The organism is Flavobacterium sandaracinum, assembly GCF_004349135.1.
Classification (GTDB): domain Bacteria; phylum Bacteroidota; class Bacteroidia; order Flavobacteriales; family Flavobacteriaceae; genus Flavobacterium; species Flavobacterium sandaracinum.
Genome location: NZ_SMFN01000006.1, coordinates 166395 through 181062 on the forward strand (window position 1 = coordinate 166395; position 14668 = coordinate 181062).

Consider the following 14668-nt stretch of genomic DNA (forward strand, 5'->3'; position numbering starts at 1 on the left):
CTTCTTCCATTTTATTTATAATTGTATCGATTATACGGATATAGTGCTCCTGAGTTTATAAAGCCATTTCGATTTCGCCACCCATTTTCTAGCAATACCCAGTCTCTTATTTCCGAAAAGCATATTCCGAGTGTGATTAATAGTTTAAATTAACACCAAAACCCAATCCCATATCACTGTCATAATGCGTTGTAATTCCAAAATTTCTCTTCACAATATACCGCAAACCTGCCATGTATTCTTTATCTGTATTCCACATCAAATTCATGCGCAATCTTTTGGAAACCGGAATATCCATGCGTTCGAATTGCAGTCTAAAATTTCCGTCGGTATAAACTTCGGCTTGTGCTTTGATAAGCATTGGTAATGTGTATTCGACACCGGCACTGAAAACAGCACGATTGTCTTTAGTATTGGTTTGACCAAAAAGATTCTCTTCCATTTCTCCCATTTCCATTTTTCGGTACCGCCAGTCAAAACCAATGAACGGCATAAGCCATTGCATTTTTCCAATGTATCGTCCAATGTGCGTTTCTGTTTCATACCCGTGATGATCGCTATAACCCAAACGCCATTCGGTACCAATACTCCATCTTGTGTTTTGAATCATCAGCATTCCATCATTTCCATTAGTGGCAAAATCATTTTCGGCCATCACATGAAAAGCCCTGTCATCTGCAAATAATTTGCGTTGCGCTAATTTTGGATTTGGAATCAATGGATTTGGCTCTTGATCTTCATAACTAAAAACGCGACCCATTCCGGCCATCATGTGATAGAGTATGTGGCAATGAAAAAACCAATCCCCTTTTACATTAGCATTAAACTCGATCGTATCGGTTTCCATCGGCATAATATCGATGATATTTTTCAGTGGTGCGAATTCTTCTTTTCCGTTGAGTACTCTAAAATCATGTCCATGTAAATGCATCGGGTGGCGCATCATCGAACCGTTGTATAAAACGATCCGAACATTTTCTCCTTTTTTAATTAAAATTTTATCGGTTTCAGAAACAACTTTATTATCCAAACTCCAAACATATCGGTTCATGTTTCCAGATAATTCAAATCGCAATTCTTTTATTGGTGCGTCTTTAGGAAGCGTCGTTTTAGTGGGTGATTTCAGCATCGCATAATTCAAAGTCGTGATATCTGATAGCGCGTTGCTGTTATAATCGTCCTCCGTCATTTTCATGTTTTCTTTTTTTTCAGAAGAATCATCCATTTTCATTTTTCCCATATCATGCGAAGAATGATTCATTTGAACTTCTTTTGTTGAAGGCCCAGTAATCTCAGGATACATCACCACATTCATGTCCATTTGGTTGAGTGACATTTGCATTCCCATGTCGTCTAAATCACCATTCATCTTCATCATGCCGTTCATCATTTTCATCCCTTCAAAATATTTTAATTTAGGCAAAGGCGTAATCAATTGCTTGATGCCATCTCCTAAATATATGGAGGCAGATTTCGTCCGGTCTTCCGAGGTGACTAAAAATTCAAACGCCGTTTTATCCGCAGGAATCGTCACTACAACATCATACGTTTCAGAAACCGCAACTATTAATCGGTCTACTTCAACAGGCTCCACATCATTCCCATCACTGGCGACAACGGTAATTTTTCCTCCGGCATAATTCAACCAAAAATAAGTCGAAGCACCACCATTGGAAATTCTTAAACGCACTTTATCTCCAGCCTTAAATTGTGAAAGCTGACTTTCATTTTTCCCGTTAATCAAAAATTTATTGTAATACACATCACTGACGTCCATGGCGCTCATTCGTTTCCATTCGTTCTTGACTTTTGTTTTAAAATGTCCTGCTTTTATAGCTTCAGAATAGCTTTGTGTGGTACCTTTTTGAATCGCAAACCAATCCGTCGCATTGTGTAACATTCGGTGTACATTTTCTGGTTTGACATCGGTCCATTCGCTTAAAATGATTGGAACCGTTGGTAAATCATCTATTCCTGCTCTAAAAGTTGGGTCTTCATTTCTTTTGTTCATCACAAAAGAACCATACATCCCAATTTGCTCCTGCAAACCCGTATGGCTATGGTACCAGTGCGTTCCATGTTGAATAATTGGAAACGTATATTTATGCGTGGTGTGCGGTTTAATCGGCATTTGTGTCAAATTAGGCACGCCGTCTTCTTTATTAGGTAAAAATAAGCCGTGCCAATGCAGCGAAGTATCTTCATCTAGTTCGTTATGCACATAAATTTCGGCAATATCGCCTTCGGTAAATGTGAGCGTGGGCATTGGAATTTGTCCGTTTACAGCAATTGCTCTTTTTGGTGTATCACCAAAAGTGACAATCGTATCCCGAACATATAAATCATACCGAACAGTTCTTGGAGGAGCATTTTTAACAATCTTTTTTACTGGCTCTTCTATAACTTTAGTGTTTTCTGCGGGAGCACTTGCATGATTTTTATGCAGATCATCACTTGTTGCTTTAGTCTCGATAATCTTAGCTTTTAAAGGCACTGCTTTTTTTACAACTGCTTTTTGCGTTTGCTTTTTTAGAACGGATTTTTTTACCGGTTTTGCTTTTTCTTTGATTAAATCCATACCGCATTTTGGACATTTTCCTGGTTTACTGGCATGAATTTCAGGGTGCATCACACAGGTATAAGTTGCAGGCAGTACTTGTTGCATCGTTGCTATTTTGAGAATGTTACTCTCATTTTCTGCTTTTGCAAAAGAGGAACAAAGAAATAGAAATACGATTATAAATAGGTTGTTTTTCATTTTATGATTTTAAATTGAAATCTTATTTTTTTGATTAAATTTTTAAACTACGCAACCGCAACGCATTTGCAATTACAGAAACCGAGCTAAAACTCATAGCCAAAGCCGCGATCATTGGCGAAAGCAAAAGCCCAAAAAACGGATACAAAACGCCAGCTGCAATTGGAATTCCCAATACATTGTAGAAAAAGGCAAAGAATAAATTTTGCTTTATATTTCGCATTACCGCATGACTTAGATTCTTGGCTTTAACAATTCCTTGTAAATCGCCTTTCACCAAGGTTATTTTAGCACTTTCAATAGCCACATCCGTTCCAGTTCCCATCGCAATCCCAATATCGGCTTGCGCCAAAGCCGGAGCGTCGTTGATTCCGTCACCCGCCATGGCTACAATTTTTCCTTCGGCTTGTAATCGTTGAATTTCTTTGAGCTTGTCTTCGGGCAAACAACCTGCTTTAAACGAACTTAAATTCAGTTGTGTTGCCACTGCTTTTGCTGTATTCTCATTATCTCCGGTAAGCATAATTACTTCAACTCCTTGACGCATCAATTCTTTTATAGCTTCGACACTTGTTGCTTTAATGGCATCCGTAATCGACACAAATCCCACCGCAATTCCGTCTACGGAAATATAAGAAACCGTTTTTCCCAGTTTCTGTTCGGCTGTGATTTGATTCTCTAATTCCGCTGAAACAGTGGCATTCACTTGTTCCATCAGTTTTTTATTCCCGAGCGCCACTTTTTTATTGGTAACTGTGCCAATAACTCCTTTGCCAGAAATAGCTTCAAAATCTTTTACTTGTATCAAGGAAATGTTTTTCGCTTTTGCAAAATGGACTACGGCTTGCGCCAAAGGATGTTCGCTGTACTGATTTAAAGATGCAATACTTTGCAACAAAGAATCTTCATCATTATTCAACGAAAATACTTTTTCGACAGAAGGTTTTCCTTCGGTGATTGTACCTGTTTTATCAGTAATCAGCACATTTACTTTATTCATATTCTCCAAGGCTTCGGCATTCTTTATCAAAACTCCCGATTGCGCTCCTTTCCCAACACCAACCATCACTGACATGGGCGTTGCTAATCCCAAAGCGCACGGACAAGCAATTATCAATACGGCAATGGCATTAATAAATCCATAAACCATCGCGGGTTCTGGTCCAAATTGTGCCCAAACAAAAAAGGTAATTATAGAAGTTATAACAACAATAGGCACAAAATACTTCGCAATTCTATCGGCTAATTTCTGAATTGGTGCTCGGGAACGACTCGCATCATTTACCATTTGTACAATTTGCGAAAGCAGGGTTTCTGAACCAATCTTTTCAGCAATCATCACAAAGGACTTATTGCCGTTGATGGTTCCTGCAATAACAGCATCATCCATTTTTTTGTCAACTGGAATCGGTTCTCCAGAAATCATCGATTCGTCAATAGTACTTTCTCCGTCAGTGATTTTACCGTCCACCGGAATTTTATCTCCAGGTTTTACCCGCAATAAATCCCCTTTTTTTATATCGTGAATCGAGATTACTGTGTCAGCGCCATCAGAAACCAAAGTAGCCTCAGTAGGGGCTAATTTCAATAATTCCTTTATGGCACCACTGGTTCTGCTATGCGCTTTAGCCTCTAATAATTGGCCTAGTAAAACTAAAGTTAATATGACAGTTGTTGCTTCAAAGTACAGATGAACTGCTCCGTGATGTGTTTTAAATTCATCTGGAAAAATATCTGGGAAAAACAATCCTACTAAACTAAATAAAAATGCAACCCCAGAACCAATTCCAATTAACGTAAACATATTAAGATTCCAAGTAACAATGGATTTCCATGCGCGCTCAAAAAACATCCAACAGGAATAAAAAACTACCGGAAGTGATAAAAGTAATTGTACCCAATTCCACTTTTCAGTATCCATGATATTCATCATTGGATTATTCGGAATCATATCTGACATTGCAATAATAAAAATAGGAACGGTAAAAACTAACGCGATTTTCATTTTACGAACCAAGTCATTATACACCTTATTTTCTTCGGAATCGGTAGGTTTCATTGGCACTAAATCCATTCCGCAGATGGGACAAGAACCCGGCCCGTCTTTGATTACTTCTGGATGCATCGGACAAGTATAGCTTGTTTTTGCAACAGTTAATTCGGGTGCTTTTACCAAATCCATTCCACAAACCGGACAACTTCCGGGTTTATTATAAACTTTTTCGCCCTCACAATGCATCGGACAATAGTATTTGCCTTGCGCATTTTCTGGTAACACTACTTTAGGTTTCTCGTGTTGTTTGTTCGAATCGCAACACGATTTCGCTATGGGCTCCTCTTTTCTTACAGAACTGCAACACGACTTGTCGATTGAATCCTCAGTTGCTTCAAGAGAACCAGCCCCATTATTCATTGTGATTGTATAATTTCCGGCAGCAGTTAAAACCTCTTGCATTTGTGCTGTAGGAATGTGTTTATCCATTGTTATCGTTGCTATTGGCGGATCCAACGTAATTGTTGCTTGAATCCCTTCAATAGTATTCAATGTTTTTTCGACTTTGGAACGGCAACCGTCGCAAGACATTCCGGTGATTGTATACGTGTGTTTCATACTATTCTAAATTTGATACTACGAATTTCCGATTATAACAGCACTTTACTATTACACAATTTTGGAAAAGGTTTGCGGGATTTACAAATCATCAATTTGCTTTCTCTTTTTTACTTTCAATTGTTTGAAATAAGTAGGGGTGAATCCCATAGTTTTTTTGAATTGATTACTCAAATGCGCTACATTACTATAATGAAGTTGAAAGGCTATTTCGCTCAACGTCAATTCACCATATGTTAATAATTCCTTGACTCTTTCTATCTTTTGAGCAATAAAATAACGTTCAATTGTAATTCCTTCGATCTCCGAAAATAAGTTGCTCAGAGCGCTATAGTCTTGTCCCAAATCATTGGACAAATAATCCGATAGATTAATAGTGAGTGTCTTTTTTTTATCGTAAACCAATTCGATTACAATTGTTTTTATTCTTTCGATGGTTTTGCTTTTCTTATCATCAATCAAATCAAAACCCAACGAACGCATCCGTTCGAGTACTTCCTTTTTTTGGATTTCAGTACATTCTTTTTCTAATTCTACTTCCCCAAGCGCTATTGAAATGACATGATGTCCGAGTTTTTCAAGCTCAGACTTCACTGCCATTATGCATCGGTCACACACCATATTTTTGATGTAGAGATTCGTCATTATTGAACAATAGCTATTCTTCTGCCACAATTCAACATTTCAGATCCAAAATAAGGATTGATTACCTCTTTAGTCTCACTTATCCAATAGCCTGTTTTGCCCTGTCCATACATGGGGCAATAATCCTGATATACTGTTTGTTGTGTTCCAAAAGCCTTTATTAAATCATAAACATCTTTGCTTAATAGCGAAAAATAATCTCTTTGATGGTCGATTTTATCTGCATTATCACCGATGTGTTTGACATGCGCTTTAGCATCAGCCAGAATAGCATTGTATTTGTTTTTTAATTTAGTATCCAAAGAAGTTGAGCTAGCACTATTTAAAGTAGCAATCAATGTTTGTGCTGCAGCTGCTGCTCCTTTAGAATCGTCTTTGGTCAATGTGTTTTTAATTTTGAGGTAATTAAGAACTATTGCATCAGTTGGAAAAGCTGTTTTGACAGCATTCTTAGTTTTTAGCATTCCGCGAGGTTCCGCTGAAGTTTGAGTAATAGTATCTGCTTTTTTCTCTTTTTGGGCCTCAGTTGTAAGCACCACTTTTTCGGTCAATTCCATTCCGCATTCAGAGCATTCACCTCCTTTTTCGCCTGTAATTTCAGGATGCATGTAGCAAGCATACAATTCCGAATTTGTTTTGGTTGTTACTGCTTGTTCAGCTTTGGGCTCTGTGTTTTTTTGATTACAAGAAATAGCTAGTACAGCTAATAATACTATTGATAGGATTGAATTTTTCATTTAATAAATTATTTAATTATTATAGGATTTTTATAAAACTAATCAGCAACTAATTTAATTTGAAATATTAAAAAAAGTATATTCTAGCTTTACCAATACACTATTGCTAGACATGCGATTCATATCGCTATAAATTTGATGTCTGTAAGCCAAATCGATTCTCGCTTGACTATTAATAATAAATTGAATTGAAGGCGCAACGTCCAGAAATGACTTGCCATTTTCATTTAGTCTCTGTCCTAAAAATTCTACCATCGCATTGATGTTTGTTTGCTTAAAACTAGTATACTTTTTTGGATGTAACAATTGCCCTATTGAAAGTGAATAATTGACCGCACTGTTGCTTTGTATTTCTGGGAACTCATAGGTATTATTGTTTAGCGCTCTTTCATAACTAATGGTCGTACTTATTGCGGTTTTATTAATTAATTTTGTCGCAATTATACCGGTTTCAAAACCCGAATTCATTCCCATTGTTTCAATTTCTTCTTGGTAGACTGGGGCACTATTTGTGCTCAGTCTTCCATAAGTTGCTAGTCTAAAATGAGTGTGAATATCATCGCTAGAAAAAAACCGATATTTAGCATAGAGACTTCCGCCTTGAAGCTTAAAATTTCCTTCGGTATTATTCATAAAAGCAGCCGCGTGGATCATCCAATTCTTATCAACACCCCACATTACCTCTGGCATATTGTGGAAGTTGTTTGCGACTTCTTTTCGAAAGGTAAGCATACTTGTATTGCGAATACCTATTGAACCTGCGGGCATATTACTAGCAGGTTCAGTCATTACAAATAATTCTTGAGCACTGATTTGATGTGAAATCAAAGTCAGTAGCACTATTCCTAAATACTTCATTTAAATTGTTTTTACAAGGTACGTATTTTCTTGAGACGAAAATTCATTATACTTCTCTAGTACTTTAGCTAATTTTTTAAACTCTTTTTTAGTAACATATCCATCATTTAGGACCTTAACCTCTACAGATCCGTTCATTGGTTTATCGGAACCAGCAACAAAAACGTAAGTTCCACTATTTTGTTCAACCTTTAAGTTTTGCTTGATTTGAACATCACCTAAGTTTATGGTTAATACCATAGATCCAATAAAGAAACCGGCTTTTTCAACACCTTCTTTCAATATTCTTGGCGAGATTTTGCTGTCTTTTTTAAAATAAACGGTGAATGTATTCGTATTCAAATCAGTACTTACGCTGTCTACGCCTACTGTTGCTTTTAGTTGTTTGTTGATAGCGTTCGAACACATAGAACAAGTTAAACCCGTTGCAATTAGTTCAGCTTTTGAAATTTGAGAATAGGATTTTATGCTTGTTATTAAAAGTAAACAAGTGATAGCAATGAATTTTAAATGTATATTTTTCATTTTTTTTATTTATTTAATTGGATGTTTATTTCTTCCAATGTTGGGTTGATGGCTACTAATTTACCTGATGCATCAAATAAATACGCACTTGGCAATTGCTCTATTTCAAATAGTAATGCAACTTTTGCATCAAATCCTTTTGGATCTACCAACTGCTCATAAGGTAGTTTGTCTTTTTCGATGGCATTCTTCCATTTTGTTTTATCTGTATCCAAGGAAATCCCAACAATTTCGAAATTTTCATTTTTATTTTGATTGTAGAACGGAACTAACTTTTTATTTGCAATTCTGCAAGGGGCGCACCAAGAAGCCCAAAAATCTATTAAGACCGTTTTCCCTTTTAGCGTAGCTAAATTTACTAAAATCTCCTTATTGTTTGTCAATTGAAAATCAGGCAAGCTACCGCCAATTTTCATTTGAGCCTTGGCAACAGAAATACTAAATATCAAACTACACAACAAGATTATTTTTTTCATATTATATTCCTTTTAAACACTTATTGAATCGTTTCAACTGTTTTTCCACAAGTCATCATTTGAGAACCGTAATATGGATTCTTAACTGCATTCTCTTTGCTCAACCAGTTGGCACCTTTACCGTCATTTGCCATCGGACAAAACTGAAGATAAACCGGAGTTTCATATTTTGCCACTTTTATCAATTCATAGATTGATTTTGAAAAAGGGATGAAAATTTCTCTTTGACGTTTGATGTCTTGTGTTTCCAAAATTTCTTTGGCACCAGCCATTAAAGCTTTCAATTCTTTCATCCAAACCATGTGTACATCCATAGCAAGTTCGTCCATTTTTACTGCATTTAATGCTGTTTGAACGTCTTTCGCTAAAGTAGCAGCGGCTTTTCCATCTGTTTTTACCAAAGCATCTTTCAAAAGAAAATAGGAATCAAAAACAACTTTTAACTTCGTGTCTACTTGTTGTTTTGCAACTGTAGCATCAGAATGAGTAGCGTGGTTTGCATGATTTTCAGTTGTGGTGTTTTCCATTTTCATTTCGGTAGAAACGGCTACTTTTGCCTCTCTTTCATATTGGCAACATCCGTGTAATGCATCATAAGTAGCGTCTGGAGCAAGAAATTTATCGCTATCATAACCGGCTAAAGCAATACGTTTCAAGATTTCGTCTTGACTCGTTTTAGTCGAATCATAAACAAGTGTCGCCATTTTAGAATCTTTATTCCACTCGACTTTCGCAATTTTTTTCAGGTTTCCGGCAGTTTCTATGTTGCTTTTACACATGTCACAGTTTCCGTATATTTTAACGGTTTCTGTTTTGCTATTTTTAATTTGTGCGCTTGCAATTGTAACTGAAAGCAATAGTATTATTGCCATCAATATTTTTTTTATTGAGTTCATTATAAGTATAAGTTTGAAGTGAATTAGTCGCAAAAAAACATTTAAAACCAAAGCGTAATAAGCTAAATTTTAAATAGTAATGGACTAAAATTTAATGATTGAAAAGCATAAAATGCTTTGAATAAGACAGTCTTTTGGCTGTCAAAGAAATAATTTAGCTTATTTTAGGTGGAAGCCAAATAGAACGGAAATGAGAAGAAATAAACATTTCTGAGTAATAATAATTTTGTTTTTCCGTAGAAAAACTAAAAATTTGATTATTTAATTCTGTGTAGAACACCGAAGTTAATCCTAAATAAACCGTTGAGCTGCTACAAGTAACATCTTTACACGCACCATTGCAACCATCATGCGAACTTTCATTCGATTTTTTCTCTTTCTTGCAACAGTCTTTTTTATCTTTTTCTGAAGAGGCTTCTTTTTTGCAACATGCCTTTTCAGTTTTTACTCCACATGCCAAAGCCACGCTTGGTGTCATAAAGAAACCAAGCATAACTAATAGGACTATGTAAAATTTTTTAGACATTATTTATCTTAAATCGAAATACAAAGGTATAAAATTTACTCGTACTGTAAATTAATGCATTCACAAATAGATGTTAAAAACTAATCTTTATTTTCCTTCTCCTAATACTCCATTCATTATAGATTGCAAAAGTGACAATACGATGCTAAAAAACAAGGCCGTCCAAAAGGTATCTACGCTAAATCCACCTACAATTTTTGTACACAATAAAATCATTAGTGCATTAATTACCAGTAAAAATAATCCTAAAGTAATAATGGTAACCGGTAAAGTGAGTAGTACTAATATTGGTTTGATAAATATATTGAGTAATCCCAGAACGATGGCTACAATTAATGCTGTAGTAAATCCAGCCACATGAACTCCAGGCATAAAGTTAGCAATTAGCAAAACTAAGCCAGAAGTGATAAGAATTTTGATCAGTAAATTCATTGAATTTTGTTTTAAAGTTTGATAAATGTAAGAAAAAATTAAATCTCATTATTTATTTAAAAAAGAAGTTGCCTTTTGATAGAAATCGGCTGGATTTTCGGCATGAAGCCAATGCCCTGCATTTGGGATTGTTTCAATGCTTGAATCCGGAAAATGTTGCTTTATGTTTTCTAAATCGCCATCTAAAATATACCTTGAATTTCCTCCGCGAATAAACAAGGTTGGTTTTTCGAAAACGGAATTCTCAGGTAATGGGATACCTATTTCCTCCATTTTATGATTGAAAACGGCTAAATTAAATCTAAAGGCCAATTGTCCAGGTTCTTGCCAAAATAAATTTTTCATTAAAAATTGTCTGGTTCCAAAATCAGGGATAAACTTTGCCATGATTTCTTCGACATCACTCCGGCTTGGTTGTATCGAAAAATCAACGGCGTTCAATCCCGCTAGAATATCCTGATGGTGTTGCGGGTAAAATTTTGGACCAATATCAGCCACAATTAATCTATTTACTAATTCGGGATATTTAGTTGCCAATAGCATGGCTACTTTGCCTCCCATAGAATGACCAATAATATTGATATTTTCTAAATTATGTCCCTGACAATACGCATAAACATCTTGCGCCATAATTTCATAACTAAAATCTTCAGAATGTAGGCTTCGTCCGTGGTTGCGTAAATCGAGAGCATGAACCTGAAAATCCGTAGCAAATTGCGTTCCGAGTGTTTTCCAATTATCAGACATTCCCAGAAATCCGTGAAGAATTAAAAGGGGTTGTCCTGAACCTTCTATTTTTGAAAAAAGCATATGATTTTATATTTTAACGTTATAATTCAAAGTACACTTCCTTTAGAAATGAAGAATACTAAGGTTTTGCCTTAATTTGCCTCAATTTGAGGGTTTAAGGAGCTATTTTAATTTTTGTAAATACATATTCACTACATTATCCAATCCTAGATAAATAGCTTCAGCAATCAGCGCATGGCCAATAGAAACTTCTAATAATCCTGGGATATTTTGTTTAAAAAACTGAATGTTATCCAAACTCAAATCATGACCTGCATTGATTCCTAATCCCAGATCATTGGCTAAAACTGCTGATTGTGTGTAGGGCAAAATTCCGTTTTGATTTCCAAGATTGTATTGATGCGCAAATGCTTCCGTGTACAATTCGATTCTTTCAGTTCCAATTTTTTTAGCGCCCTCGATCATTTCAAGAACAGGATCCACAAAAATGGAAGTTCTGATTCCGTTGCGTTGAAATTCTTGAACAATTTCAGTTAAGTAAGAGGCATGTTTTATGGTATCCCAGCCCGCATTAGAAGTTATGGCGTCAATTGCATCTGGCACCAAAGTAACTTGAGTTGGTTTTATTTCGAGAACAAGATCAATGAACGTTTTCTCTGGATTTCCTTCAATATTATATTCGGTGTAAACAATTGACTTTAAGTCACGGGCATCTTGATAGCGAATGTGGCGCTCATCCGGGCGCGGATGTATTGTTATTCCTTCGGCTCCAAATTTTTGAATATCGGCCGCTACTTTTAATAAATTAGGAACATTTCCACCGCGAGCATTGCGCAAAGTGGCTATTTTATTGATATTTACACTTAACTTTGTCATTAAAACTCAATTTTATTTAGATACTACTATTTACTCGGAGCAAAAATACAAAGTTAAATCTAGGAGTTTTTGCTTATTTTTGATTATTTTGCATCGAAAATGGCCAATTGATTTATGACAGAAATTACAGAATATATAACTAATGATTTTAAAGCGATTGACAGTCAGGATACTATTTCTACTGTTCAGGTATTTTTTGATGACAATCACTTTTCGCATTTTCCAATAATTGAGCAGGGAATTTATATTGGAAGTATTGCAGGAGATGACCTAGAAACTTTTGACCCTGAAAAGAAAGTGACTGATTATAGGTTTACACTTGAAGGGTTTTTTGCTAGAACTACCACTATCTGGCTTGATGTTTTGGAAGTATTTGCGAAAAATCATACCAATTTAATACCTGTTTTAGATGAAAACAATATCTATGTAGGTTATTATGAAATAGAAGACATCCTGAAATTTTTTCATGAAACCCCATTTTTAAAGGAACCGGGCGCCATTATCGTGGTCAAAAAAGCAATTTTAGATTACTCGATGAGTCAAATTACCCAAATTGTAGAAAGTAATAATGGTAAGCTATTGGGTTTATTCATTTCTGAAGCTGATGTGGAAAGCGTGGAAGTGACTCTGAAAATAACGTTGGGCGCAATGAACGATATAATTCAAACTTTTAGAAGATACGATTATGAAATCATATCGGAACATCAGGAAGACAGTTACATCAGTAATTTAAGGGAACGTTCTGAATATTTAGACAAATACCTTAATATATAGTTTTCTTTACTGGATTGTTGGTTTAATCCGTTATATATCAAAAGAAATACATCAACATTAAAAGATTAAACAAAAAGATGAAAGTAGCTATCTACGGCCAATATTATCAAAACAGCACCGAGCCCATTATAAACGATATCTTTGTTTTTTTTAACAAAAACAATGTAGAGATGATCATCGAGTCTCATTTTTTGCTGATGCTTAATGAACGAAAGATTGTCGAAAATAAATATAAGACGTTCAGTTCCCACACGGAAATCGACTCCAGTTTTGACATGCTTATTAGTATAGGAGGAGACGGAACTATTTTGAGAGCCGCTACATTAGTGAGGGACTCAGGAGTTCCTATTCTGGGTATAAATGCTGGAAGATTAGGGTTTTTGGCAACCGTTCAAAAGGAGAATATTGCTGAATTTATGCAATTTGTAATTGATAAAAAATACACTATTTCTAAAAGAGCTTTATTGAGTTTGACTTGTACACCCCCGAATGAATCAATTCAAGAAATTAATTTTGCGATGAATGAAATTACGGTCAGCCGAAAAGACACGACATCGATGATTACGATTGAAACCTACTTGAATGATGAATTTTTGAATTCTTATTGGGCAGATGGTTTAATTATATCGACTCCTACGGGTTCTACAGGATATTCTTTGAGCTGTGGCGGCCCCATTTTGACTCCTGATGTGAAAAGTTTGGTAATTACACCCATAGCTCCGCATAATTTAACCGCAAGGCCACTTGTAGTTCCTGATGAAACTGAAATTCGATTGAAAGTTACAGGGAGAGAAGAAAATTATTTAGTTTCTTTAGATTCCAGAGTCACCTCAGTAAAAAATGAATCTATACTAACCTTAAAAAAAACTCCTTTTCAAATAAACATGGTAGAAATTCCAGAAGAAACTTTTTTGAAAACTTTACGCAATAAATTACTTTGGGGAGAAGACAAGCGGAATTAAATCTATTTTTTTAGAGCTATACGATTTTATCAAATTTCTCCGTTTAAATGAAACAAATGCATATTTAGCGGTTGTTACTACACTAATTAGTAAAAAAAACCACATTTAGCAGAATGGGTATTGAAACGAAATGATAATTATTATATTTGCACGCAATTTTTGATTTAATGAACAAGATTTTTTATTTATTTATTTGCTTATTCTCAATGATGGGCGTTCAAGCTCAGATACATGAGATTGGTGTTTTTCTAGGTGGAAGTAATTATATTGGAGATGTGGGTCCTACAACTTATATCGCGCCTAATGAACCTGCTTTTGGAGTTCTTTATAAATGGAATAAAAGTCCAAGACATGCTTTCCGATTTTCTTATACACAATCTGAAATCACTTCAAGTGATTTAGATTCAAAAGAAGCCAGTAGAAATCAAAGAGGCTATCGTTTTGAAAACAATTTGAAAGAAGTATCTGCAGGTCTTGAATTCAATTTTTTTGATTTCAACCTTCATGAATCAAGTGCTAAAATCACTCCTTATGTGTTCTCTGGCTTAAGTTATTTTCTAACAAAATATACCTTAACTGATATTCAAACGGGAAATTCGGTTAAAGGCAGAACAGAAAGAAGGAAATCAGTAGCTATACCAATGATTGTAGGAATCAAGTCAAACATCTCGCCCCGTTTCATAATAGCATTAGAAACCGGAGCAAGATATACATTGACTGACAATATAGATGGAAGTTACAATCAAAATTTTGGAAATATAAATAACAATGATTGGTATGTGTTCACAGGAGTTACTTTAACGTACACTTTTGGCCAAAAAGCCTGTTATTGTGCAGAATAA

The 14668-nt window shown here is 35.4% G+C and carries 15 protein-coding genes; 3 read left to right on the plus strand and 12 right to left on the minus strand.

What is annotated here, in order from left to right; genetic code table 11:
- Positions 1 to 136: 136 nt before the first annotated feature.
- The 12 genes from E0F91_RS07125 to E0F91_RS07180 form a co-directional block, all read right to left on the minus strand.
- Complete coding sequence (locus tag E0F91_RS07125; RefSeq protein WP_132065625.1) at positions 137 to 2758, minus strand: multicopper oxidase domain-containing protein; 2622 nt, start codon at positions 2756 to 2758, stop codon at positions 137 to 139.
- A 34-nt stretch (positions 2759 to 2792) separates the two neighbouring features.
- Positions 2793 to 5369: a heavy metal translocating P-type ATPase gene (locus tag E0F91_RS07130; RefSeq protein WP_132065626.1), complete on the minus strand. Its 2577-nt coding sequence runs from the start codon at positions 5367 to 5369 to the stop codon at positions 2793 to 2795.
- A gap of 81 nt (positions 5370 to 5450) precedes the next feature.
- Positions 5451 to 6014, minus strand: coding sequence for a helix-turn-helix domain-containing protein (locus E0F91_RS07135; RefSeq protein ID WP_132065627.1), 564 nt, complete (start codon positions 6012 to 6014; stop codon positions 5451 to 5453).
- A complete protein-coding gene (locus E0F91_RS07140) occupies positions 6014 to 6751 on the minus strand; it encodes a DUF3347 domain-containing protein (RefSeq protein WP_132065628.1) in 738 nt (245 codons plus the stop codon). The genes E0F91_RS07135 and E0F91_RS07140 overlap by 1 nt, the downstream gene beginning before the upstream one ends.
- 54 nt (positions 6752 to 6805) lie before the next feature.
- Positions 6806 to 7609, minus strand: coding sequence for a hypothetical protein (locus E0F91_RS07145; protein WP_132065629.1), 804 nt, complete (start codon positions 7607 to 7609; stop codon positions 6806 to 6808).
- Positions 7610 to 8134: a heavy-metal-associated domain-containing protein gene (locus tag E0F91_RS07150; RefSeq protein WP_132065630.1), complete on the minus strand. Its 525-nt coding sequence runs from the start codon at positions 8132 to 8134 to the stop codon at positions 7610 to 7612.
- Between the two features lie 5 nt (positions 8135 to 8139).
- Complete coding sequence (locus E0F91_RS07155) at positions 8140 to 8610, minus strand: TlpA family protein disulfide reductase (RefSeq protein ID WP_132065631.1); 471 nt, start codon at positions 8608 to 8610, stop codon at positions 8140 to 8142.
- Positions 8611 to 8630: 20 nt separating this feature from the next.
- Positions 8631 to 9506: a DUF3347 domain-containing protein gene (locus E0F91_RS07160; RefSeq protein WP_132065632.1), complete on the minus strand. Its 876-nt coding sequence runs from the start codon at positions 9504 to 9506 to the stop codon at positions 8631 to 8633.
- A 154-nt stretch (positions 9507 to 9660) separates the two neighbouring features.
- Positions 9661 to 10032, minus strand: coding sequence for a hypothetical protein (locus E0F91_RS07165; protein WP_132065633.1), 372 nt, complete (start codon positions 10030 to 10032; stop codon positions 9661 to 9663).
- Positions 10033 to 10119: 87 nt separating this feature from the next.
- Complete coding sequence (locus E0F91_RS07170; protein WP_132065634.1) at positions 10120 to 10464, minus strand: phage holin family protein; 345 nt, start codon at positions 10462 to 10464, stop codon at positions 10120 to 10122.
- A 48-nt stretch (positions 10465 to 10512) separates the two neighbouring features.
- Positions 10513 to 11274 (minus strand): alpha/beta fold hydrolase, encoded by a 762-nt coding sequence (locus E0F91_RS07175; protein WP_132065635.1) that lies wholly within the window; start codon positions 11272 to 11274, stop codon positions 10513 to 10515.
- 102 nt (positions 11275 to 11376) lie between these two features.
- The gene (locus E0F91_RS07180) at positions 11377 to 12090 is read right to left on the minus strand and encodes a pyridoxine 5'-phosphate synthase (RefSeq protein WP_132065636.1); all 714 of its coding nucleotides are present in this window, start codon (positions 12088 to 12090) and stop codon (positions 11377 to 11379) included.
- A 114-nt stretch (positions 12091 to 12204) separates the two neighbouring features.
- Between E0F91_RS07180 and E0F91_RS07185 the strand changes: the two genes are divergently transcribed.
- The 3 genes from E0F91_RS07185 (at position 12205) to porG (ending at position 14668) form a co-directional block, all read left to right on the plus strand.
- On the plus strand, positions 12205 to 12864 hold the full coding sequence (locus E0F91_RS07185) for a CBS domain-containing protein (RefSeq protein WP_132065637.1): 660 nt from the start codon (positions 12205 to 12207) through the stop codon (positions 12862 to 12864).
- 77 nt (positions 12865 to 12941) lie between these two features.
- The gene (locus E0F91_RS07190; protein WP_132065638.1) at positions 12942 to 13826 is read left to right on the plus strand and encodes an NAD kinase; all 885 of its coding nucleotides are present in this window, start codon (positions 12942 to 12944) and stop codon (positions 13824 to 13826) included.
- A gap of 167 nt (positions 13827 to 13993) precedes the next feature.
- Positions 13994 to 14668 (plus strand): type IX secretion system protein PorG, encoded by a 675-nt coding sequence (porG, locus tag E0F91_RS07195; RefSeq protein ID WP_132065639.1) that lies wholly within the window; start codon positions 13994 to 13996, stop codon positions 14666 to 14668.